Origin of the sequence: Halomonas denitrificans, from assembly GCF_003056305.1 — a bacterium.
Taxonomy (GTDB): Bacteria; Pseudomonadota; Gammaproteobacteria; order Pseudomonadales; family Halomonadaceae; genus Halomonas; species Halomonas denitrificans.
The window spans coordinates 1,231,070-1,252,760 of record NZ_PYVX01000001.1 but is presented as its reverse complement, the minus strand read 5'-3'; the positions used below and the strand labels follow the sequence as shown (position 1 = coordinate 1,252,760).

The 21,691-nt window shown below is 71.4% G+C and carries 18 protein-coding genes; 11 read left to right on the top strand and 7 right to left on the bottom strand.

Annotated features, from left to right (window positions below):
- The first annotated feature begins 79 nt into the window (after positions 1–79).
- The 3 genes from zipA to C9F13_RS05630 all read left to right on the top strand — a co-directional run bounded on the left by zipA (position 80) and on the right by C9F13_RS05630 (position 4,141).
- Positions 80–1,705, top strand: a complete 1,626-nt coding sequence (gene zipA, locus C9F13_RS05640; protein WP_108445199.1) for a cell division protein ZipA — start codon at positions 80–82, stop codon at positions 1,703–1,705.
- Positions 1,706–1,826: 121 nt separating this feature from the next.
- Positions 1,827–3,872 carry an NAD-dependent DNA ligase LigA gene (gene ligA, locus C9F13_RS05635; RefSeq protein WP_108445198.1) on the top strand — a complete coding sequence of 682 codons (2,046 nt, stop codon included), beginning with the start codon at positions 1,827–1,829 and terminating at the stop codon, positions 3,870–3,872.
- Positions 3,869–4,141 carry a YheU family protein gene (locus C9F13_RS05630; RefSeq protein WP_108445197.1) on the top strand — a complete coding sequence of 91 codons (273 nt, stop codon included), beginning with the start codon at positions 3,869–3,871 and terminating at the stop codon, positions 4,139–4,141. The genes ligA and C9F13_RS05630 overlap by 4 nt, the downstream gene beginning before the upstream one ends.
- Before the next feature lie 15 nt (positions 4,142–4,156).
- Here the strand turns inward: C9F13_RS05630 and mnmC are convergent, their stop codons facing one another.
- Both mnmC and C9F13_RS05620 read right to left on the bottom strand, forming a co-directional pair.
- A complete protein-coding gene (gene mnmC, locus C9F13_RS05625; RefSeq protein ID WP_108445196.1) occupies positions 4,157–6,208 on the bottom strand; it encodes a bifunctional tRNA (5-methylaminomethyl-2-thiouridine)(34)-methyltransferase MnmC2/FAD-dependent 5-carboxymethylaminomethyl-2-thiouridine(34) oxidoreductase MnmC1 in 2,052 nt (683 codons plus the stop codon).
- 189 nt (positions 6,209–6,397) lie between these two features.
- A complete protein-coding gene (locus tag C9F13_RS05620) occupies positions 6,398–6,697 on the bottom strand; it encodes a YciI family protein (RefSeq protein WP_108445195.1) in 300 nt (99 codons plus the stop codon).
- Between the two features lie 119 nt (positions 6,698–6,816).
- Between C9F13_RS05620 and C9F13_RS05615 the strand changes: the two genes are divergently transcribed.
- Both C9F13_RS05615 and C9F13_RS05610 read left to right on the top strand, forming a co-directional pair.
- Complete coding sequence (locus tag C9F13_RS05615) at positions 6,817–7,731, top strand: PHP domain-containing protein (RefSeq protein ID WP_108445194.1); 915 nt, start codon at positions 6,817–6,819, stop codon at positions 7,729–7,731.
- A gap of 67 nt (positions 7,732–7,798) precedes the next feature.
- Complete coding sequence (locus tag C9F13_RS05610; protein ID WP_108445193.1) at positions 7,799–8,422, top strand: L-threonylcarbamoyladenylate synthase; 624 nt, start codon at positions 7,799–7,801, stop codon at positions 8,420–8,422.
- Between the two features lie 30 nt (positions 8,423–8,452).
- Here the strand turns inward: C9F13_RS05610 and C9F13_RS05605 are convergent, their stop codons facing one another.
- Both C9F13_RS05605 and C9F13_RS05600 read right to left on the bottom strand, forming a co-directional pair.
- A complete protein-coding gene (locus C9F13_RS05605; RefSeq protein WP_108445192.1) occupies positions 8,453–9,364 on the bottom strand; it encodes an ion transporter in 912 nt (303 codons plus the stop codon).
- A gap of 58 nt (positions 9,365–9,422) precedes the next feature.
- Positions 9,423–10,313 (bottom strand): CYTH domain-containing protein, encoded by an 891-nt coding sequence (locus C9F13_RS05600; protein WP_108445191.1) that lies wholly within the window; start codon positions 10,311–10,313, stop codon positions 9,423–9,425.
- 105 nt (positions 10,314–10,418) lie between these two features.
- On the opposite strand from C9F13_RS05600, the gene C9F13_RS05595 reads away from it, so the two are divergent.
- From C9F13_RS05595 to glrR, 6 genes are all read left to right on the top strand, one after another.
- On the top strand, positions 10,419–11,099 hold the full coding sequence (locus tag C9F13_RS05595) for a TIGR00153 family protein (RefSeq protein WP_108445361.1): 681 nt from the start codon (positions 10,419–10,421) through the stop codon (positions 11,097–11,099).
- A 73-nt stretch (positions 11,100–11,172) separates the two neighbouring features.
- Complete coding sequence (locus C9F13_RS05590; protein WP_108445190.1) at positions 11,173–12,438, top strand: inorganic phosphate transporter; 1,266 nt, start codon at positions 11,173–11,175, stop codon at positions 12,436–12,438.
- Positions 12,439–12,554: 116 nt separating this feature from the next.
- Complete coding sequence (gene argA / locus C9F13_RS05585; RefSeq protein ID WP_108445189.1) at positions 12,555–13,868, top strand: amino-acid N-acetyltransferase; 1,314 nt, start codon at positions 12,555–12,557, stop codon at positions 13,866–13,868.
- A gap of 835 nt (positions 13,869–14,703) precedes the next feature.
- A complete protein-coding gene (locus tag C9F13_RS05580; protein ID WP_108445188.1) occupies positions 14,704–16,209 on the top strand; it encodes a sensor histidine kinase in 1,506 nt (501 codons plus the stop codon).
- A complete protein-coding gene (locus tag C9F13_RS05575; protein WP_108445187.1) occupies positions 16,206–16,775 on the top strand; it encodes a hypothetical protein in 570 nt (189 codons plus the stop codon). The genes C9F13_RS05580 and C9F13_RS05575 overlap by 4 nt, the downstream gene beginning before the upstream one ends.
- Positions 16,776–16,790: 15 nt before the next feature.
- The gene (gene glrR, locus C9F13_RS05570; RefSeq protein WP_108445186.1) at positions 16,791–18,185 is read left to right on the top strand and encodes a two-component system response regulator GlrR; all 1,395 of its coding nucleotides are present in this window, start codon (positions 16,791–16,793) and stop codon (positions 18,183–18,185) included.
- 111 nt (positions 18,186–18,296) lie between these two features.
- On the opposite strand, the gene C9F13_RS05565 is transcribed toward glrR, so the two are convergent.
- The 3 genes from C9F13_RS05565 to C9F13_RS05555 all read right to left on the bottom strand — a co-directional run bounded on the left by C9F13_RS05565 (position 18,297) and on the right by C9F13_RS05555 (position 21,638).
- Positions 18,297–18,950, bottom strand: a complete 654-nt coding sequence (locus C9F13_RS05565; RefSeq protein ID WP_108445185.1) for a peroxiredoxin — start codon at positions 18,948–18,950, stop codon at positions 18,297–18,299.
- A 192-nt stretch (positions 18,951–19,142) separates the two neighbouring features.
- On the bottom strand, positions 19,143–20,516 hold the full coding sequence (xseA, locus tag C9F13_RS05560; protein ID WP_108445184.1) for an exodeoxyribonuclease VII large subunit: 1,374 nt from the start codon (positions 20,514–20,516) through the stop codon (positions 19,143–19,145).
- Positions 20,517–20,570: 54 nt separating this feature from the next.
- Complete coding sequence (locus C9F13_RS05555; protein ID WP_245888706.1) at positions 20,571–21,638, bottom strand: AbrB family transcriptional regulator; 1,068 nt, start codon at positions 21,636–21,638, stop codon at positions 20,571–20,573.
- Positions 21,639–21,691 lie beyond the last annotated feature (53 nt).

The following is a 21,691-nucleotide window of genomic DNA, read 5'->3' as shown; positions in this document are numbered from 1 at the left end:
GCCCTTTTTTTGGCAATCGCGCTATGCTGTTGACGGACAACCATCAGGCATGGCGCCTTAGCAAAAGGCATGACGACCCATGGAATTGAGAGAGTGGCTGATCATACTAGGGCTGGCGTTGGTGACCCTCATCGTCATCGATGGCGTGCGTCGCCTGCAGCGTCAGCGTCGCGTCCCGCGTCTGGACCAGGTCGAGAGCGGCGCGACTGACGAGCACGTCGAGCCCGCGGTGGATCCCGACGCCGAGGCCCGACGGGCCGAAATCAACTGGGAGCTGCCCAACGGAGGGGCGCGGGTCGTCAGGCCGGCCGACGAAGGGGGCGTGCGTCCCAAGCCCAAGCTGCAGCGCCAGGAGCACCCCGGACCGTCGCGGGTGCTGTCGGAGTTCCGGCGCCATGCCGAGGACACCCGACCGACCGAGACGGCCGCCCGGCAGGATTCGGCGCAGCCGGCTCGGCAGGGGGCGGTGCCGGCGGAGAGTGCCCGCGCCACCCCGGCGCGGGACGAGGCGCGCGAGCGCTATGACGATGCCGTGCGTCGCGAGGCGCCGCGCGCCGCCGCCCCGTCCTCCCGCGAGGCGGACGCGGTCGCTCAGGAGCACGAGGAGGTCGCGCACGACCGCGACGTCGCTGAGGATACCCGCACGGTCGAGGCCGGCGAAGCGCGCCGTGAGCCAGCGCTCACTCACCCGGCACCGTCCGACGAGCGGGCGAAGGGCGAGGCCGCCGAGGAGATCGGCGTCCTCGCCGCCGATCCCGAGGATCACGACGGCTATGCCGACGAGGAGCGCTACCGCCTGGTGGACCTCGAGGGCATGGGCGACTCCCTGAAGAGCGGCTCCAAGCGGGTCGGCTCCTCCATGCAGCGCTTCGGCGCCTCCCTGCAGAAGTCGCTCCATGACCGTCGCGAGCACAAGCGCGACGAGAAGCAGCGCCGCGAACAGGCCCGCGCCGAGAAGGCCGCCCGGGAGGCCGCGGAGCGGAAGAAGGCCGAGCATGAACAGGCCGTGCGCGAAGCCGAGCGGCGTCGCCTCGAGGCCGAGACCGTGGCCCGCGCCGACGATGACGATCCGCTCTTCACCCCGTCGCGCCGTCGGCACGAGCAGCCCGAGGCCTCCGACTCGTACGCGGAGATGCCGGCCGACGAGGCCGCCTTGGACGAGCGGCCACCCCGCGACGACGTGGTGCGCGCCCACCCGGTGCTCGAGAAGGCGCTGCGCCACGACGTCAACGCCGAGCACGCCCGCGAGACCCTGAGCCACGCCGAGGAGATTCTGGTGATCAGCGTGATGTCCCGGGACGAGGAGGGCTTCTCGGGTACCGCGCTGCTCGACCTGATGCTGGCCTGCGGGCTGCGCTACGGGCGCGACATGGGGATCTTCCACCGTTTCGAGACCGAGGATCCGGACAGCCGGCTGCAGTTCTCGATGGTCAACGTGGTCAAGCCGGGGACCTTCCCCATCGAGGCCATGGACGACTTCCGCACCCAGGGGATCACCCTGTTGATGCCGCTGCCGGGCGCCAGCGACACCGCGGCGGCCTTCGAGGCGATGGTCGAGACCGCCATGGTCATCGTCCGTCACCTGGGCGGCGTGCTGAAGGACGAGCACCAGAGCGTGATGACCGCTCAGACCGTGGAGTTCGCCCGCCAGCGGGTGCAGGAGTTCGAGCGCCGCAATCGCCTCAACCGCTATCAGGCCAACTAGCGGCACCGCTTCGCGGGCCAGTGAAACAACCCCATGATTTCATGGGGTTGTTTCGTTTAGGGCAGGCGAAAGCGGGTGTGCGAGAATAGCCGTGCTTTCTTGACAGCAGACCAGAGACGCCATGAGCCAGACCGATCCATCGATTCAGGAAGAGGCGACGCGCCTGCGCGGCGAGCTCGACGACGCCAATTACCGCTACTACGTGCTCGACGAGCCACGCATGACCGATGCCGACTACGACCGTCGGCTGCGCCGCCTGCAGGAGATCGAGGCCGAGCATCCCGATCTCGCGACCGCCGACTCCCCCACCCAGCGGGTCGGGGCCGCGCCGGACGCGGGCTTCCCCGAGGTGGCCCATGCCGTGCCGATGCTCTCCCTGGATAACGCCTTCAACGAGGAGGAGATCAAGGCCTTCGTGCGCCGGGTCGCCGACCGCCTCGAGGCGCATGGTGAGCCGCTGGCCTTCTGCTGCGAGCCCAAGCTCGACGGCGCCGCCGTCTCTCTGGTCTATGAGCACGGCGAGCTGACCGCCGGTGTCACCCGAGGCGACGGCCGCACCGGCGAGGGCATCACCTCCAACCTGCGCACCCTGCGCTCGATCCCGCTCAGGCTGCGCGGCGACGCCCCGCCGGCGCTGCTCGAGGTACGCGGCGAGGTGATCATCAGCCACGCGGGCTTCGAGGCCTTGAACGACCGGGCGCGGGAGGAGGAGACCAAGGTGTTCGCCAATCCTCGCAACGCCGCCGCCGGCAGCCTGCGCCAGCTCGACCCCCGTATCACCGCCACCCGGCCGCTGGAGTTCAGCGCCTACCAGGTGGCGCGCCTCGAGCCGGAGCCGGGCGACGCCAGCCACAGCCAGCTGATGGCAAGGCTCGGCGAGTATGGCTTTCGCACCAGCCAGGAGCTCGCCGTGGTGGAGGGGGCCGAGGGCATCATCGACTACTGCCGCGCGCTCGGCGAGAAGCGCGACCGCCTCGGCTACGACATCGACGGTGTGGTGATCAAGGTCGACGACCTGCGCCTGCAGCGCGAGCTCGGCTTCGTTGCCCGCGCCCCGCGCTGGGCGATTGCCTTCAAGTTTCCCGCCCAGGAGGAGACCACCCGGCTCAACGACGTCGAGTTCCAGGTCGGGCGCACCGGGGCGATCACCCCGGTGGCGCGGCTCGAGCCGGTCTCGGTGGCCGGCGTCACCGTCTCCAACGCGACCCTGCACAACGCCGACGAGATCGCCCGGCTCGACGTGAAGATCGGCGATACCGTGGCGATCCGCCGGGCCGGCGACGTCATCCCCCAGGTGGTCCGGGTGCTCACCGAGCGCCGCCCGTTGGATGCCGAGGCGATCGTCTTTCCCACGCGCTGCCCGGCCTGCGGCTCCGAGATCGAGCACCTCGAGGGCGAGGTGGTGGCGCGCTGCTCCGGCGGCCTCTACTGCCCTGCCCAGCGCAAGGAGGCGCTCAAGCACTTCGCCTCGCGTCGCGCGCTGGACATCGACGGCCTGGGCGAGAAGCTGATCGAGGCGCTGGTCGAGCGCGAGTGGGTGAGCACCCCGGCGGACCTCTTCCGGCTGGAGGCCGAGCGCCTCGCCGAACTGCCGCGGATGGGCAAGAAGTCCTCCGAGAACCTGGTGGCGGCCCTCGACAAGGCCCGGCAGACGACGCTTTCGCGCTTCATCTTCGCCCTGGGCATCCGCGAGGTGGGTGAGACCACCGCCGCCAACCTGGCCCGCCACTTCGGCAGCCTGGAGGCGCTGATGGCCGCCGACGTTCCTGCCCTGGAGGCGGTGGACGACGTGGGGCCGATCGTCGCGGCCCACGTGCACACCTTCTTCCAGCAGCCGCACAACCGCGAGACCATCGAGGACCTGCTGGCCTGCGGCCTGACCTGGGAGGAGGAGACCGTCGGCGAGCGCCCCCAGCCCCTGGCCGGCCAGAGCTGGGTGCTCACCGGGACACTCGAGAGCATGACCCGCGACGAGGGCAAGGCGCGGCTCCAGGCGCTGGGGGCCAAGGTGGCCGGCAGCGTCTCGAGGAAGACCGCCTGCGTGGTGGCGGGCGACGCCGCCGGCAGCAAGCGGGAGAAGGCCGAGCAGATGGGGGTGCCGGTCATCGACGAGGCCGGCTTCCTCGAGCGGCTGGCCGAATGGGAACAGCAAGGAGTCGACCAATGATCGGCGATCGCTTCATCGAGGTGCCCTACCGCATGCTGCCGCCGGAGACCCTGGACGGCCTGCTGGAGGCCTTCGTCACCCGCCAGGGCTACGACACCACCGACACCGGCGAGGGCATGCGCGGCTGGGTCGGCCAGCTCAAGGGCCAGCTCGACCGCGGCGAGCTGCTGATCGCCCACGACCTCGAGACCGAGTCCACCGAGGTGATGACCCTGGCCCAGTGGCGCGCCTTCGGCCGCGACCTGGCCGATGACGAGGAGGAGGGGTAGGGCAATGGCCCGCCTCTACGAGCCGTTCCCGACGCCTCTCGTCGGCGGCTTACCCTGGATCAGGTCGCGGATGAGTCGCCGCCCCGGGTGGAGGTGATCGACCAGCGGCGCCTCCAGGGGCAGCGGCTCGTCGCAGATCCGTGAGGCGATCAGCTCGGCGCAGAGCGGGGCGCTGGCAAGCCCCCGGGAGCCGTGGGCCGCGCTGATCCACAGGCCCTCGTGGTGGCGTCCCGGCGTCTCGGGCACTCGGGTGGCGTCCTTGGCGAGCAGCGCGTAGTCCGCCGCCCAGGCCTCGGCCAGCGGCACCGGGCCTGCGTAGGGCGACTTGTCGGGGCTCGCCGCGCGCACCGCCGCCCGGCCCTCCAGCGTCGCCGGCTCGAGCGCCGCGCCCGCCTCGCGCAGGGCGGCCACGAAGGTCGGCAGGGTGGCCTCGAGTTCCGCCAGGTTGGCCGCGTGGTCGGCCTCGTGCACCGCGGTCTCGTCACGGTTCGGGGCGAAGGTGGCACCGAAGGTGAGCGTTCCATCGAGGGGCGGCGGCACATAGCCGCCGGCGCACACCACCCGGTCGAGCGTCGGTGCCCCCTCGGGCAGCGCCAGCCGGCTGACCTGGCCGCGCACCGGCTGCAGCGGCAGCGCCGCCGTCTGGGCGAAGCGGTTGGCGAGCGCCGCGGTGGCGATCACCACCTGGTCGGCCGTCAGCCGCTCGCCCTTGCCTTCGCCCAGCGCCAGCGTCCAGCCGTCGTCTCCCGGCGTCAGCCCGACCACCTCCGCCCGCCGGCACGTGACGCCGGGCGTGGCCGCCAGCCGCCGGCACAGCGCCGCCGGGCGCACCCAGCCCGCCTCGGGGTAGTGAAGTCCGCCGTGCTCGATCGGCGTGCTGGAAAGCCGCGACGCTTCCTCTGCCGAGACGCCGTGGACGACGCGCCCGGGGAGCGGGTGATGGGCCAGGAAGCGCGTTTGGCGGGCCTGCTCCCGGTCACTCATCGCCAGCTGCAGCACCCCGCAGGGCGACCACAGAGTCCGCTCGGGGTCCAGCGCCTCGAGCAGGCGGCGGCTGTGCAGCAGCCCGGCCAGGTAGACCCGGCTCTGGGGATTGGTGTCGGCGGCGAGCTTGACGTAGAGCGCCCCCTGCTCGTTGCCGGAGCCGCCGCTGCCGGGCCCCTCGCGGTCGAGGAGCGTCACCGCCACGCCGCGCCGGGCCAGCGCCGCGGCCACGCTCGCGCCGGCGATGCCCGCCCCGACCACGGCCACGTGGCGGGCCGCTCGCGCCGCGGGGGGCGTGAACCAGGGGGTGGCCGCGCGGCGCCGATCCTCGGGGGGTGCCACGATCTCGCCGGCGAGCATCTCGCGCTTGCGCCCGAATCCCGGCACCTTGCGCCAGGCGAAGCCGGCCGCCGCGAGGCCGCGCTTGACCACCCCGGCGCAGGTGAAGGTGGCCAGCGTCGCGCCGGGGCGCGAGCGGGCCGCCAGGGCGGCGAACAGCTCGGGCCGCCACATCTCGGGGTTCTTCGACGGCGCGAAGCCGTCGAGGAACCAGGCGTCGACCCGGCCGTCGAGCCGCTCGAGGCGCTCGGTGGTGTCGCCGAAGTGCAGGTCGAGGGTGACCCGCTCGTCGAGCCACAGCCGGTGCACGCCGGCCACCGGCTCGGGCCACTGGGCGACCAGGCGGGCGGCCCGCTCGGCGAGGTCCGGCCAGGCGGCGAGCGCCCGGGCGAGATCCTCCCGCGCCAGGGGAAACTTCTCGGTGGAGACCAGGTGCAGTCGCGCCGTCGGCGGGGAGTGGGCGTCGAAGCAGGCCCAGGCGCAGAGCATGTTGAGCCCGGTGCCGAAGCCGGTCTCGCCGATCACGAAGGGGCGCGCCTCCTGCCACTCCGCGAAGCGCGCCGGCAGCCGGTTGGCGTGCAGGAAGACGTGCTCGGTCTCGGCGCGGCCGTCGTGGCGGGAGAAGTAGACGTCATCGAAGGCAGCGGAGTGGGGCGCCTCCTCGCCGCCCTCATCCCGGCGCCAGTCGAGGCGGGCGGTCTGAAGGCCGGCGAGCGGCGGCAGGGCGTCGGGGGCAGCGGTCACGGCGGGGCTCCGGTCGGTCCGGTCTCGGGGTCAGAGGGGGGGGGGGGGGGGGGGGTGATCAAGCTTTGATCGATCGTGTCGCGGCGCCACGGTATCGGGGCTGGCGAAAGGCGTCCGCGGCGTTTCAACAGGCTTGTCCACAGCAGCTGTGGGAAACCGGCTGTGGACAAGAAAACCTGTGGGTGAGGGTCAGGGCAGGACCTTCTTGAACGGCTTCACGATCGCCTTGGCGTAGACGCCGGCGATCATGTAGGGGTCGGCGTCGGCCCAGGCCTGGGCGCTCTCGAGGCTCTCGAACTCGGCGACCACCAGGCTCCCCGTGAAGCCGGCTTCGCCCGGATCGTTGCTGTCGATGGCGGGATGCGGGCCGGCCAGCACCAGGCGGCCCTCGTCGCGCAGCGCCTCGAGGCGGGCCAGGTGATCCGGGCGGGCGGCCAGGCGCCGTTCCAGGCTGTCGTTCACATCTTCACTGATGATGGCGTAGAGCATCGCGGTTCTTCCTCGGTGGTGGGCGGCTCGCGCCGCGGGGCCGATGGCCTCGACATTGACCGTCACCGGCCGCGCGAGCACCATGTCGGGATATTCTGACAAAGTCACCTGCCGGCGTCATGCCCATGACCGCACCTCCCGCCCGATTCGAGGGCGAACCCCATAGCGTCGACCTGCACATGCACTCCACGGCCTCCGACGGCGCCCTGCCGCCGGCCGAGGTGGTGGCGCTGTGCCGGGCCAAGGGCGTGACCCTGATGGCGCTGACCGACCACGACACCATGGCCGGCATCGAGGAGGCCCAGGCCGCCGCCTGCGAGCAGGGCATCGGCCTGATCCCCGGCACCGAGCTCTCGACCCAGTGGCGCGGCATCAACATCCACGTGGTGGGCCTGCTGCCCGAGGGGCCGCGGGGCGACCTGGTCGCGGGGCTGGCCGCCCAGGCCGAGGCCCGCGAGCAGCGCTCCCACCGCATCGCCGAACGGCTCGAGAAGATCGGCCTCGACGATGCCCTGGCCCGGGCCCGGGAACAGGCCGGCTCCGAGCGCCCGCTGGGGCGGCCCGACTTCGCCCGGGCGCTGGTGGCCGCGGGGCTGGTGCCCGACATCGGCACCGCCTTCAAGAAGCACCTCGGCAACGGCAAGGCCGGCGACATCAAGGCCCACTGGCCGTTTCTGGCCACGGCGGTGGCCTGGATCCTCGACGCCGGCGGGGTGGCGGTGCTCGCCCATCCGCTGCGCCACGGCCTGACCCGGCGCAAGCGCGGGCTGCTGCTCGACGACTTCGCCGCCGCCGGCGGCCAGGCCGCGGAGCTGGTCAGCGGCTTCCAGAATCCCGACGTGACCCGCGACCTGGCGCGCCAGCTGCAGGAGCGCGAGCTCTTCGGCTCGGTGGGCAGCGACTTCCACTTCCCTGGTGGGCACCTGGCGCCGGGCAGCATGAGCCCCGTGCCGCGCACCGCCACGCCGCCGGTGTGGACCCACCCGCGCCTGGCCGGCCTCGTCGCCACCGCCGCCGCGTCGCCTGGGGCCTGACGCCGCCCCCGGCGGCGCATGTTATCGTGGCGCTACCCCATTTCCGGCCACCGAACAGGGAGCTCGCATGAGCCAGTTCTTCCAGATCCACCCGGACAATCCCCAGAAGCGCCTGATCGACCAGGCGATCCAGATCATCCGCGGCGGCGGGGTGGTCGCCTATCCGACCGACTCCGGCTACGCCCTGGGCTGCCACCTCGGCGACAAGAAGGCCATCGAGAAGATCAAGTGGCTGCGCTCGCTGGACGACAAGCACAACTTCACTCTGGTCTGCTCGGATCTGTCGGAGATCGGCACCTACGCCAAGGTGGACAATGCGGTCTTCCGGCTGCTGAAGGCGCATACGCCGGGCGCCTACACCTTCATCCTCGACGCCACCACCGAGGTGCCGCGGCTGCTGCTGCACCCCAAGCGCCGTTCCATCGGCGTGCGGGTGCCGGACCACCAGATCACCCGGGCCCTGCTCGACGCCCTGGGCGAGCCGCTGATGAGCGTGACCCTGATCCCGGTGGGGGAGGAGCTGCCGATGACCGACGCCGAGGAGATTCGCGAGCGCTTCGGCGCCCATCTCGACCTGGTCATCGACGGCGGCGCCTGCCACCTGGAGCCGACCAGCGTGATCGACCTGCGCGACCTGCCGCCGACCATCCTGCGCGAGGGGCGCGGCGACGTCCGTCCCTTCCAGGCCTGACGCACGGCGCGGCCTCGCCGCGCCGCCGGCTCAGCGCGGCGGCGTCTTCTCGGCGTCCTCCCCGTCCGTCCCCGCCGGGGCCTGCTCGGCCAGGCGGGGGTCGGGGGTGTTCTCGTCCAGCCAGGTGCCGCAGCGCAGGCAGTACCGCGCGCGCTGCTCGTGGCGGTCGTGGCCGCAGCCCGGGCAGGCCTCGTCGGAGTAGCGGTCGGCGCGGATCGAACGGATCACCTCGGCGGAGAAGACCCCCGTGGGCACCGCGATGATCGAGTAGCCGATCAGCATCACCATCACCGAGATCGCCTGGCCCAGCGGGGTGACCGGCACGATGTCGCCGTAGCCGACCGTGGTCAGGGTGACCACGGCCCAGTAGATCGCCGTGGGGATGCTGGTGAAGCCGGCCTCCTCGGGCTCGATCAGGTAGACGAGCGAGGCGAAGATGGTCACCAGCATGAAGACGGTGAACAGGAACAGGAAGATCTGGTGGCTGCTGCGCTTGAGGGCGTCGATCAGCAGCCGCCCCTCGCCGACGAACTCCATCAGCCGCAGCACCCGGAAGATGCGCAGAGTGCGCAGCAGGCGCACCACCACCAGCGACTGGGCCCCCGGCAGCACCAGCGCCAGCCAGGTGGGCAGGATCGCCACCAGGTCGATGATGCCGTAGAAGCTCTTGAGGTACTGCAGCGGGCGCTCGAGGCAGTAGAGGCGCACCGCGAGCTCGAGGGTGAAGGCGAGGGTGAAGCCCCACTCCAGCCAGAAGAACCAGGCGCCATAGTCGACGCGCAGGCTCTCGATGCTCTCCAGCATCACCACCAGCACGCTGATCAGGATCGCCCCGATCAGGGCGATGTCGAAGGCCTTGGCCGCCAGGGTGTCGGATTCGAAGATGATCTGGAAGACCCGGGTGCGCAGGCCTTCGCCCGCGGGCTTGGGGAGGTAGTTCACGAGCGTCGTCCTTGTGGTGGCAAGCCGGGCCTGTCGGGCTGGGTCAGCTCGGGTCGGCTCAGCTCAGGTCGGCATCGCCCGGCAGCCGGCGGGCCAGGCGCAGCATGCGCCGCCCGAAGGCCGGGGTCAGCCAGGGCTCGGCCGAAAGCGCCTCGGCGAGTGCCCGGGCGTCGCCGTCTCCTCCCGCATCATCGCCCAGTTCCGCCAGCCGTTGGAAGGCCCGGCGCGCCTCGTGGCGCCAGGTCTCGTCGCCGCTGTCCGCCAGGGCATCCAGCGCCAGGGTGGCGCGGTGCAACCAGCCGGCGGGGGAGCTGGCCTCGGGCAGCGCGCGCGTGCCCTCGAGCAGGGCGCCGCCGCGGGCCGCCTTGCTGGTGTCCGAGGGTCGCAGGGCCACGGTGTCGGCGAGGGCTTCGGCCAGCGACCAGAGCGCCTCGGGCTCGCCCGCCTTGAGCTCGAGCTCCAGCTCGCGGATCGCCACCACCCGCTCGCCGGCCCGGATCTCGCCGATGTCCAGGGCGAGCTCGATGGTCGCGCCCGCGTGCTCGAGCCACCAGGTCTCGCGGGCGAAGTCGGTGGCGAAGCGCGGCACCAGGCGCTCGAGCAGGCCCGGCTCGCGCTCGGCCATCGGCGGCAGCGCGGCGAGCCCCTCGAGGTCGAGGCCGGGGCCCGGCACCTCCCACTCCCACTCGCCGCGGGTCGAGAGCCCGCCGCCGCCCTGGCCGCGGGTCTTCAGCGTCTGCAGCAGGCGCCCGTCGGCGCGGCGCAGGCGCAGCGCCATGCGCGCGCCCTCCAGGTCGCCCTCGGGGGTGTCGAAGTAGGTGTTGCCGAGCTGGGTGAGCGTCGGCGTCACCCCGGCCAGGCGCGGGTGTCGTCGCAGGGCCTCGGGCCCTGCGGCGCCCCCGGCGTCCGGGTCGCCCAGGGCGAGCTTGAGTTCGATCTCGTTTGCCATCGGGAGAGCCACCTCGGTTCGATGAATATTGGATGATTTTTTCATGACGCTGAGGGTGTCAGTCACTATACTGACGCCGCCATTTTTCCAGGTTCATAGATGCCCATGGTGACATCCAATCCCTTCTCCGCGATGTTCGGCCGCTCGCCATTCCATCCGCTGCTGGCCCACATCGTCAAGGCCAACGCGTGTGCCGACGAGCTGCTGCCCTTCTTCGAGGCGTCCCTCGAGGGCGACTGGGACACCGCCGAGCAGCATCGCGAGACGATCACGCGCCTCGAGCACGAGGCCGATGAGCTCAAGACCGAGCTGCGTCTCAACCTGCCCAACACGATGTTCCTGCCGGTCTCGCGCTCCGACCTGCTCGACCTGATCAGCGTGCAGGACAAGATCGCCAACAAGGTCCGCGACATCACCGGCATCATGCTCGGGCGTCGCATGCAGGTGCCCGAGGAGCTGGCCCAGCCGATGCGTGACTACATGCGCACCTCGGTGGCCTGCGTGGCCCAGGCGCGCCACGCCCTCGAGGAGCTCAAGGACCTGCTCGAGTCCGGCTTCGGGCGCAACGTCTCCGACGTGATGCAGAAGCTGATCCGCGAGCTGCACGTGCTCGAGCAGCAGGCCGACGGCCAGCAGGTGGCGATCCGCCGCCAGCTCTTCGAGCTCGAGGATCGCCTGCCGCCGGTGGACGTGATGTTCCTCTACAAGATCATCGACTGGGTGGGCGAGCTCTCCGACCGCGCCGAGCGCGTCGGCAGCCGACTGCAGATCATGACGGCCAACTGAACGCAGCGGCCCCGGCGATCCCGGGGCCTCGTTGTTTCGCTCTTCTTCTGACCGCAACAAGGGAACACTCCCTATGTCGATCATTGCTCAGCACGGCGAGGTCTTCATCATCCTCGCCTGTCTCTTCGGCTTCTTCATGGCCTGGGGCGTCGGCGCCAACGACGTGGCCAACGCCATGGGCACCTCGGTGGGCTCCCGGGCCATCACCATCAAGCAGGCGATCATCATCGCCGTGATCTTCGAATTCCTCGGCGCGTGGCTCGCCGGCGGCGAGGTCACCAACACCATCCGCAAGGGGATCATCGATCCCGAGCTGCTGCGCGATGACCCGCAGCTGCTGGTCTACGGCATGCTGGCGGCGCTGCTCGCGGCGGCGACCTGGCTGCTGGTCGCCTCCATGAAGGGCTGGCCGGTCTCCACCACCCACTCCATCGTCGGCGCCATCGTCGGCTTCGCGGTGGCGGGCCTCGGCGCGGCCGCGGTGGACTGGGGCGCGGTGGGCACCATCGCCGCCAGCTGGGTGGTCTCGCCGCTGCTCTCCGGCACCATCGCCTTCACGCTCTTCAAGTCGGTCCAGCACCTGATCTTCGAGGCCCAGGATCCCTTCGCCGCGGCCAAGCGCTACGTGCCGATGTACATCTTCCTGGTCGGCTTCGCGGTGACCATGGTGACCCTCACCAAGGGCCTCAAGCACGTCGGCCTGGACCTGAGCTTCGGCACCAGCCTGCTGCTCGCCATCCTCGCCGGCCTGCTGATCGCGGCGCTCGGCGTGTTCATGGAACGGCGCGTCAAGGCCTCCAGCCGCCAGGCCGACCAGTTCGGCTTCTCCGGCGTGGAGCGGGTCTTCGGCGTGCTGATGATCTTCACCGCCTGCGCCATGGCCTTCGCCCACGGCTCCAACGACGTGGCCAACGCCGTGGGTCCGCTGGCGGCGGTGATCAGCGTGGTGCAGACCGGCGGCAAGGTCGAGGGCGCCGCCCTGGTGCCCTGGTGGGTGCTGGTGCTGGGCGGCGGCGGCATCGTCGTCGGCCTGGTCACCTACGGCCACAAGGTCATCGCCACCGTGGGCACCGGTATCACCGAGCTGACGCCGAGCCGCGGCTTCGCCGCCACCCTGGCGGCCGCCACCACCGTGGTGCTGGCCTCGGGCACCGGCCTGCCGAGCTCCACCACCCACACCCTGGTCGGAGCGGTGCTCGGCGTGGGCCTGGCCCGCGGCATGGCGGCGCTCAACCTGCGGGTCATCGGCACCATCGCCATGTCGTGGCTGATCACGCTGCCGGCGGGTGCGGGTCTCGCTATCCTGTTCTTCTTCACGCTGAAGGGCATGTTCGGCTAGCCCGATCTCGCCCGACCGGCCAGGCGGCGGCATCACCTCGGTGGTGCCGCCGTTTTTATGGCTCTGATATAGTGAGGCTCGACCCTCCCTCGTTCACCTGCTGCCGGAGCGCGGCCTTGGATACTCGTTTCCCCTTTGTCGACTGGTTTCGCAACTCCTCGCCCTACATCAACGCCCATCGGGGACGAACCTTCGTCATCCTGATCGAGGGGGAGGCCATGGCGAGCGGCCGAGGCGAGCAGCTGATCCAGGACCTGGCGCTGCTGCATACCCTGGGCGTGCGCCTGGTGGTGGTGTTCGGCATCCGCCCCCAGGTGCAGCGGGCGCTGGACGAGGCGGGCATCGTGCCGGCCCGCCACCGCGGGCGCTGGGTCGCCGACGAGGCGATCATGGCGTGGGTCGAGCGCGTGGCCGCCGAGCAGCGGCTGTGGCTCGAGGCGCGGCTCTCCCCCGGCCTGCCCAACACGCCGCTGCACGGCATCGAGATGACCGTGGTCTCGGGCAACCTGGTGATGGCCAAGCCGCTGGGGGTGCGCGACGGCGTCGACTTCGATCGCAGCGGCGAGGTGCGCCGGGTGCGCGATCAGGCGATCGAGGGCCTGCTCGAGCGGGGGGCGCTGGTGGTGCTGCCGCCGCTGGGCTTCTCCAGCACCGGCGAGGTCTTCGACCTGGACGCCGCCGAGGTGGCGCACCACGCCGCCACGGCGCTCGGCGCCGACAAGCTGATCCTGCTCGGCGAGGCCTGCGGGCTGGTCGATGCCGGCGGCCGGCTGCAGCGCCAGCTCACCCCGGCCGAGGCCGCGCCGCTGCTCCGCCAGGCCGACCCCGCCAGCGAGCTGGCCCGCCACCTCGGCGCGGCCTGCGCGGCGGCGCGCCACGGGGTCGCCCGCACCCACCTGCTCTCCTGGCACGATCACGATGCCCTGCTCGGCGAGCTGTTCACCCGCGACGGGGTGGGCACCATGATCACCGAGCATCGCTACGAGCAGCTGCGCCCGGCCGAGCTCGGCGACATCGGCGGGCTGCTGGAGCTGCTCGAGCCACTGGAGTCGCGGGGCATGCTGGTGCCGCGCTCCCGCGAGCGGCTGGAGTACGAGATCGACGACTACCTGGTGATCGACCGCGACGGCATGATCATCGGCTGCGCCGCCCTGCACACCTTCGACGAGGCCGAGATGGGCGAGCTGGCCTGCGTGGCCGTGCACGACGACTACCGCGGCGGCGCCCGCGGCGAGCGGCTGCTCGCCGAGATCGAGCGCCGGGCCCACCGGCTCGGGCTCTCGTCGCTGTTCGCCCTGACCACCCACACCACCCACTGGTTCTTCGAGCACGACTTCCGCTTGGCCGGCATCGAGGCGCTGCCCACCCTGCGTCGCGATACCTACAACCACGCCCGCAAGTCCAAGATCCTGATCAAGACCCTCGCCTGACGGGCCGGGCTGTCGCCGGAAGGCGTCGCCCGGCGCCGCGGCGTCTCCGTAGGGGGACGTGTCAAGGCGCTGATAATGAAAGGCTTTTTCGTCAAGGCTCGAAAGGCGTCGCCGTTCGGCGACGAAGCAGGCCGCCCACACCCCCGTTTTCCCCCGCTCGGGCCTCCCTCGCTCGACCATGCCGTTTTTTTGCCTTTTTAACCTGCTGATTCTTAAGGTGTTGCGAGGTCGTTGGCACGCGCCTGGCAATAGGTAGGGTGAGCAAGGGAAGCGGGTCATACGGCTCGATCCGTTTTCCGGTTGCCGAGGGGGCGCCGCGTCATCACTACCCTGTGCGCCCGGTCCCCCGAACGCGACCAGTGTCTGCTCCAAGCGATGTGTGACTTTAGGTTGCGATGAGACGGTACCGCCGAGAGGCAAGGATCGGTATCGAGAGGGCAAGGATGCCCTGGCAAGGATGCCTCTCCCCCGCGGGTCTCGACCCGGTCAGGGGGGATCGAATCGCGCGGCATCGCCCTCGTGGCGCTGCCGCCAGTAACGAAGCGGGGTGGCCGGTCGGCCACCCGCATGAGAGCGACCGGCCCCTGGTGGCAGAGGGCGTTCCCATGGCTTCGGGGGCCTCTGGCCCATGGTGAGGTCAGCGGTGGTCGGACCAGGCCGTCGATCGGTGACACCGCCAGACCCTTCAGTTCCCTGCGTATTGGGCCGGCCATGCCGGCCCTTTTTTTTCGCCTGCGGGTGAGGCCGAACGATCGCGAGGTGGCCGGCCGATCTCTGGTATCCTAAGGGATGGACGATGGTGGTTCCCTTTACTCTCCTGCAAAGAACGCTCTTCATGACCACAGCCGTTACGCGCCGCTGGCGTCCGCGCTCGCTGTTGCAGCTGGTGTTGCTGGCCTTTCTGGTGGTGATGCTGCCGCTGGCGGTGCTGATGATCCAAGCCGGTCAGGCGCTCTCCGAGCTCTCTCGGCTGGCCGACGAGAGTGCCCGCCAGGCGGTGGAGGAGACCCGGCGTGCCCGCTCGCTGGGCGCCCTGGCGCTGGAGATGGAGCGCGGCGCCCGGCAGTACGCGGTGGTCGAGCAGGAGGGGCTGCTGGACATCTTCGACGAGCGCCTCGCCGAGTTCCGGCAGCTGCTGGCCCAGCAGCGCCAGCTGCTGCCCGATGATCCCCACGTGGCGGCCCTGGAGCAGGCGCTGGACGACCTCGCCGAGCTGCCCGATCTGCCGCTGGAAGAGTTCAAGGCGCGGCTCTCCGACTTCCTGCCCTTCGCCCAGCATACCGAGGAGATGCGACAGGCCACCAACCGCCGCATCGACGAGCGCATCGACGCCATCAGCGCCCGTGCCGAGGCCGTGCAGATCCGCCTCTGGTGGCAGACCGCGGCGCTGGTCTCGGCGAGCCTGGTGCTGATGCTGCTGTTCACCCGGCTGATCATCCAGCCGATCCGCCAGCTCGAGCGGCGCATCCTCGGCATCGGCAGCCTGGGCGGCGACACCGAGCGCCAGCCCCGTCCCCTCAAGGGGCCGGCGGAGCTGGTCACCCTGGGCGAGCGCCTGGACTGGCTGGCCTCCCGGCTCGACGACCTCGAAGCCCAGAAGCAGCAGTTCCTGCGCCACATGTCCCACGAACTCAAGACGCCGCTGGCCAGCGTGCGCGAGGGCTCGTCGCTGCTCTCCGACGGCGTGGCCGGCGAGGTCACGCCTCGCCAGCGCGAGATCCTCGACCTGATCGACACCAGCGGGCGCGAGCTGCAGCAGCTGATCGAGCAGCTGCTCGACTACAACCTGCTCAAGCACAGCCGTCAGCTCGACATTGCCCGGCTGGACGTCGCCACCGTGGTCAAGGAGGTGCTGGCCAAGCATCGCCTGGCGCTCGACAACAAGGAGATGCGGGTCAGCTGCTTCCACGGCCCGCTGACCTGGGCGCTCGACGGCACCGCCACCGCCCGGGTGCTCGACAACCTGATCTCCAACGCCGTGGCCTACGGCGAGGATGGCGGCGAGCTCGAGATCCGCGCCCGCGCGCTTCAGGATCGCCTGGTGATCGAGGTCGCCAACAGCGGCGAACCGATCGCCGAGGAGGACCGCGATCGACTCTTCGACGCCTTCTATCAGGGCCGGACGCGCCGCAAGGGCCCGCTCAAGGGCTCCGGCATCGGCCTCTCGGTGGCCGCCGACTGCGCCCGCCTCCAGCAGGGCCAGCTGGCGCTGGTGGACGATCCGCGGCTGGCGGTCTGCTTCCGGCTCACCCTGCCCTGGCCGACCCCGTCGCCCGAGTCGGGCGACCCGAACTCGCAACCCGCCCTGGCGGGTGACGCTGCTACCAAGGACCTGTCATGACCGTACGCCCCTGGCTGCTGTGTCTGACCACGCTGTGGCTGACCGGATGTCAGTATCTGCCCGCGCCGCTCGCGCCCCATTCGGGCGTGGCGATGCCGAATGCCCCTAACGGCACGCTAGCCTGCACCGATGCGCTGCCGGATTTCGAGGACGACGACTGCCTGCTGCCCGAGTGGGTGGCCTTCGGCCTGACCTCCCAGCGGGGCGACCGGGCGTGGCGGGAGGCCACCCTGCTGCGCCTGGAAGGCGAGGGCAAGGTGCGCCGCCTGTCGCGCGCCGTGCTGCTCGCCTGGGGGAGCGAGCAGCAGTGGAACCGCGCCTCGGAGCTCTTCAAGGCCGACCTGGCGAGCGCCCCGAGCGAGCTGCAGCCGCTGCTGCGCTACTGGCTCAACGAGCTGGAGGGGCGCCGCAGCCTGGCCGGCCAGCTGGCCGAGCGGCGTCGCGCCGCGGATGCCGCCGTGGAGGAGAAGGAGGCGCTCAGCCAGGAACTCGAGGCGATGGCCGAGAAGCTCGAGCAGCTCACCGCCATCGAACAGAACATCAACCTGCGACAGCAGAGTGAATAACCCCGGAGAGATGACATGAAGCAGACCGGACGCCTGCCCCACGCCGGCGATCATGGCGCGCACATCCTGCTGGTGGACGACGATGTCAGCCTGCTGAAACTGCTGGGCATGCGGCTCGAGAGCCGCGGCTATCGCGTCACCACCGCCGAGAGCGGACGCGAGGCCCTCAAGCGGCTGGAGGTCGCGCGTCCGGACCTGGTGCTCTCCGACCTGCGCATGGACGAGATGGACGGGCTGGCGCTCTTCCAGGAGATCCAGCGCCGCCTGCCGGGGCTGCCGGTGATCCTGCTCACCGCCCACGGCTCGATCCCCGACGCGGTGAGCGCCACCCGCCAGGGCGTGTTCGGCTTTTTGACCAAGCCGGTCGATCGCGACGAGCTGTTCTCGGCCATCGACGACGCCCTGGCCCAGACCTCGACCGCCGCCACCGAGGGCGACGACGCCTGGCGCTCGGCCATCATCACCCGCAGCCCCGAGATGGAACGCATCCTCGAGCAGGCGCGCATGGTCGCCGCCTCGGACGTCAGCGTGCTGGTCACCGGCCCCTCGGGGTCGGGCAAGGAGCTGCTCGCCGGCGCCATCCACAAGGCGAGCTCACGGGCCGACAAGCCCTTCGTGGCGATCAACTGCGGGGCGCTGCCCGAGCAGCTCCTGGAGAGCGAGCTGTTCGGCCACGCCAAGGGGGCCTTCACCGGGGCCGTGAGCGAGCACCGCGGCCTCTTCCAGGCGGCCGACGGCGGCACCCTGTTCCTCGACGAGATCGGCGACATGCCGATGACCCTGCAGGTCAAGCTGCTGCGCGCCCTCCAGGAGCGCCAGATCCGTCCGCTCGGCTCGACCACCTCGGTGCCCATCGACGTGCGGATCATCTCGGCGACCCACCGCGACCTGGATCGCGCCATGCACGACGGCGATTTCCGCGAGGACCTCTACTACCGCCTCAACGTGGTCAACCTGCGCCTGCCGCCCCTCAAGGAGCGCGCCGAGGACGTGCCGCTGCTGGCCAAGCACCTGGTCGCCCAGGCCGCCGCGCGGCACAAGCCCTTCGTCAAGGGCTTCTCGCCGGAGGCGCTCAACCTGCTGGCCACCTCGGCCTGGCCCGGCAACGTGCGCCAGCTGGTCAACGTGGTGGAGCAGTGCGTGGCCCTGACCACCTCGCCGATGATCCCGGAGGGGTTGGTGGCCCAGGCGCTGGTCGCCGAGGAGAACGCCATGCCCACCTTCAACGACGCCCGGGCCGGCTTCGAGCGCAGCTACCTGGTCAAGGTGCTCAAGATCACCGAGGGCAACGTCACCCAGGCGGCGCGCATCGCCGGGCGCAACCGCACCGACTTCTACAAGCTGCTGGCCCGCCACGAGCTCGAGCCCAGCGCCTTCAAGCCCGCCGCGCGCCAGCCCGAGCACCACTAGGCCCGCCGGGCGCTCGGCTCGCCGTTCGCCCCGCTGGCCTCGTCACTCCCCCGCAACGCAAGACCCCCTGCCTCGGCAGGGGGTCGTCGTCGTGCGCGGCCTGAGCGTGCCTTACTTGGGCAGCTTGGTGCGGCGCAGGTAGGGGAAGACGGTCTCGTACTCGCCGAACTTCGCCTTGGCGTCCTCGTCGGAGACCGTCGGCGGGATGATCACGTCCTCGCCGACGTTCCAGTCGGCCGGCGTGGCCACGCCCTTGCCGTTGGCGGTCTGCAGGGCGTCCAGGGCGCGCAGCACCTCGGCGAAGTTGCGGCCCACGTTCATCGGGTAGGTCATGGAGAGCTTGAGCTGCTTGTCCGGGCCGATGATGAACACGGTGCGCACGGTGGCGCTGTCGGCCGGGGTGCGGCCGTCCGGCAGGTAGGCCTCGGCCGGCAGCATGTCGAACAGCTTGGCGACCTTGAGGTCCTCGTCGGCGATGATCGGGAAGCCGACGTCGCAGCCGGCGAGGCTCGAGATGTCCTGGCTCCACTTCTTGTGGTCTTCCACGCCGTCCACGGAGACGCCGATCACCTTGGTGCCGCGCTTCTGCCACTCGGCGTTGAGCCGGGCCACGGCGCCGAACTCGGTGGTGCAGACCGGGGTGAAGTCCTTCGGATGCGAGAACAGGATCGCCCAGCTGTCGCCGATCCACTCGTGGAAGCGGATCGGGCCCTGGCTGGTCTCGGCCTCGAAATCGGGTACAACGTCGTTGATGCGCAGTGACATGGTGCAACTCCCTTCTCTGGGTGGGTGAAGCTGCCGGCCCGCCGCCTCTCCCTCGGGCGGTGCGGGCCGTTCGGGTCCTCTCCTCATTGTCGGGGCTCGCGGGGTTCCCGACAACGGGCGGGTGGCGTCTCTCTCGTACTGTGATGTTTTAACGTTAGACGATGGAGCCGGCCCCGCGCAGCCTGCGAACGCTCACTCGTCGCGCGCCTCGAGCACCTCGAGCGCGAGGCGTCCCTCGCCCAGGCGCGCCTCGAGGCGCTCCCCGGGGGCGGTATCGGCCGCCCGGCGGACCACCCGGCCCGCGTCGTTCTCGAGGATCGCGTAGCCGCGCCCCAGCACCGCCAGCGGGCTCACCGCCTGCAGCTCGCGGACGACGCCGCCCAGCCGCTCGCGGTGGCGGGCCAGCGCCCGGGGCATCGCCTGATGCAGGCGCTGGGTGGCGCGCGCGAGCCGCTGTCCGGCCTGGTCGGTCAGCCGATCCGGCGAGCGCAGCGCCAGGCGCCGGTGCAGGTCGTGCGTGCGGCGCCGCTGCTGGTCGAGGCGCGAGCGCACGGCCCGGTGCAGCCGCGCCTCCAGCTGATCGAGCTGCTGGCGACGCGCCGCCAGCACCTCGCCAGGGTGGCGCAGCCGGGCGCGCAGGTGATCCAGGCGCTGGGCGTCGGTGTCGAGGCGGGCGCGCTGGGCGCGGGCCAGTCGCTCGGCCAGCCCCTCGAGGCGCTGCAGCCGCTCGCGGCGGTCGGGCACCAGCTGCTCGGCCGCGGCCGAGGGCGTGGGGGCGCGGGCGTCGGCGGCGAAGTCGGCGAGCGTGGTGTCCACCTCGTGGCCCACCGCGGCCATCACCGGCAGCCGGGAGTGGAAGATCGCCCGGGCCAGGTGCTTGTCGTTGAAGGCCCACAGGTCCTCGAGGCTGCCGCCGCCGCGGGTGATCAGGATGGCGTCCCGGGCGGGGTCCAGCGCCTGCTGGCGGTTGAGCAGGCCCAGGGCCGAGATCATCGCCGGCGCCGCCTCGCGGCCCTGCACCGGCACCGGGATCAGCGTGACCTGGGCGAGCGGCCAGCGCGCCGCCAGCACCGCCAGCACGTCGCGGATCGCCGCGCCGGTGGGCGAGGTGAGTACCAGCAGGTGGCGCGGCGGGAAGGGCAGGGGGCGCGCGTTGGCGAACACCCCCTCGGCGGCGAGGCGCGCCTTGAGCCGCTCGTAGGCCGCCAGCAGCTCGCCTTCGCCCGCCGCGCGCACCGCCTCGACGATCAGCTGGTAGTCGCCGCGGGGCTCGAAGAGCGACACCTGGCCGCGCACCTTGACCCGGTCGCCGTCGCGCATGGGCGCGGCGACGAAGCGCGCGCGGGTACGAAACAGCGCGCAGCGCAGCTGGGCGCGCTCGTCCTTCAGGGTGAAGTAGACGTGTCCCGAGCTCGGCCGCGACACCCCGGAGAGCTCGCCCTCCACCCACACCTCGCCGACGTCCTGCTCGAGGGCCCGTCGGGCGCGCTGGTTGAGCTCACTGACGGTCAGCGCCTCGTCATCGCGTCCGGCATCGAGGGGCGTGTCGTTGAGGGGCGGCGGCATGGGGCGGGTCTCCGGCGGAATCGCCGCCCAGCCTAGCACGGATGGCGGCGTGGTCTAGGCACCGAGGCGCCGGCAGGCGGCCAGCAGCACCGGCATCAGCAGGATCAGCAGCGTGATGCGCAGCAGGTGATGGGCGGTCACGAAGGCCGGATCGATGCCGAGTGACAGCGCCACCAGGCTCAGCTCCGGCGCCCCGCCCGGCATGTAGGCGATCAGCGCCGCCGGCAGCGACACTCCCGTCGCTTCGTGGATCGCCCAGGCGGCGAGGATGGCGATCGCCAGCAGGCCCAGCGCCTGCAGCGCGGCCATCGCCAGGGTGTGGCCCAGGGTGGCAAGCGAGGTCCCGCTGAAGCGCACCCCCACCGAGACCCCGATGATCACCTGGGCCAGGGCGATCAGCGTCGGCGGGAGGGCGGCGTGGGTGACGCCGGTGAGGTGCAGCGCCGACGAGACTAGCGCGGGGCCGAACAGCAGGGCGTTGGGCAGGCGCAGTCGCCGTCCCAGCCAGGCACCCAGCACCCCGGCGCCGGCTAGCCAGGCGGCATCCGCCGGGCCGGGCAGCCACAGCCACTGCGCCGGGTCGGGGGTGGCGGCGCTCAGGCTGACGTGGCCGAGACCGTCGAGCACCGGCGGAATGGCGACCAGCAGCACCAGGATGCGCACAGCGTGGGTCATGGCGACCACCCGCAGGTCGGCACCCGAGGAGAGCGCCATGCCGGTGACCGCCGATACCCCGCCGGGCACCCCGGCGTAGAGGGCGGTATCCAGCGAGTGGCCGGCGATGCGCCGCGAGAACCACACCGAGAAGCCCATCATCACCGCCGTGGCCCCGAGCATCGCGCTCAGGCTGACGGCCCACAGGCGCGGGTCGCCGGCCATCTCGGGAGTGAAGGCCGTCCCCAGCATCACCCCGATCACCACCAGGACCCACTGGCGGCCGCGCCCGGGCGAGCGTAGCCGCATGCCGGAGAGGCTCGCCAGGGTGGTGGCGAGCATGGCGCCGAGCAGCCAGGGCAGCGGCAGGTCGACGGCGAAGGCCGCCGCGCCACCGGCGAGGCCCAGCGCCAGGGTGGGCAGGAAGCGCCGCAGGGCGGTCAGGGGGGAGGGCAAGGCAAGAGGCACGTCGGCGATCTCCCGTCGCAACGGTTCGGGCCCGCCGTAGCGGGCCCGAGAGG

Coding starts and splice junctions, on each gene's coding strand:
- C9F13_RS05590 (WP_108445190.1), top strand. CDS start 11,173: ATGTCGATCATTGCTCAGCACGGCGAGGTCTTCATCATCCTCGCCTGT.
- C9F13_RS05610 (WP_108445193.1), top strand. CDS start 7,799: ATGAGCCAGTTCTTCCAGATCCACCCGGACAATCCCCAGAAGCGCCTG.
- C9F13_RS05595 (WP_108445361.1), top strand. CDS start 10,419: ATGGTGACATCCAATCCCTTCTCCGCGATGTTCGGCCGCTCGCCATTC.
- zipA (WP_108445199.1), top strand. CDS start 80: ATGGAATTGAGAGAGTGGCTGATCATACTAGGGCTGGCGTTGGTGACC.
- glrR (WP_108445186.1), top strand. CDS start 16,791: ATGAAGCAGACCGGACGCCTGCCCCACGCCGGCGATCATGGCGCGCAC.
- C9F13_RS05620 (WP_108445195.1), bottom strand. CDS start 6,697: ATGCTCTACGCCATCATCAGTGAAGATGTGAACGACAGCCTGGAACGG.
- C9F13_RS05615 (WP_108445194.1), top strand. CDS start 6,817: ATGCCCATGACCGCACCTCCCGCCCGATTCGAGGGCGAACCCCATAGC.
- C9F13_RS05575 (WP_108445187.1), top strand. CDS start 16,206: ATGACCGTACGCCCCTGGCTGCTGTGTCTGACCACGCTGTGGCTGACC.
- C9F13_RS05600 (WP_108445191.1), bottom strand. CDS start 10,313: ATGGCAAACGAGATCGAACTCAAGCTCGCCCTGGGCGACCCGGACGCC.
- C9F13_RS05580 (WP_108445188.1), top strand. CDS start 14,704: ATGACCACAGCCGTTACGCGCCGCTGGCGTCCGCGCTCGCTGTTGCAG.
- C9F13_RS05630 (WP_108445197.1), top strand. CDS start 3,869: ATGATCGGCGATCGCTTCATCGAGGTGCCCTACCGCATGCTGCCGCCG.
- ligA (WP_108445198.1), top strand. CDS start 1,827: ATGAGCCAGACCGATCCATCGATTCAGGAAGAGGCGACGCGCCTGCGC.
- C9F13_RS05565 (WP_108445185.1), bottom strand. CDS start 18,950: ATGTCACTGCGCATCAACGACGTTGTACCCGATTTCGAGGCCGAGACC.
- xseA (WP_108445184.1), bottom strand. CDS start 20,516: ATGCCGCCGCCCCTCAACGACACGCCCCTCGATGCCGGACGCGATGAC.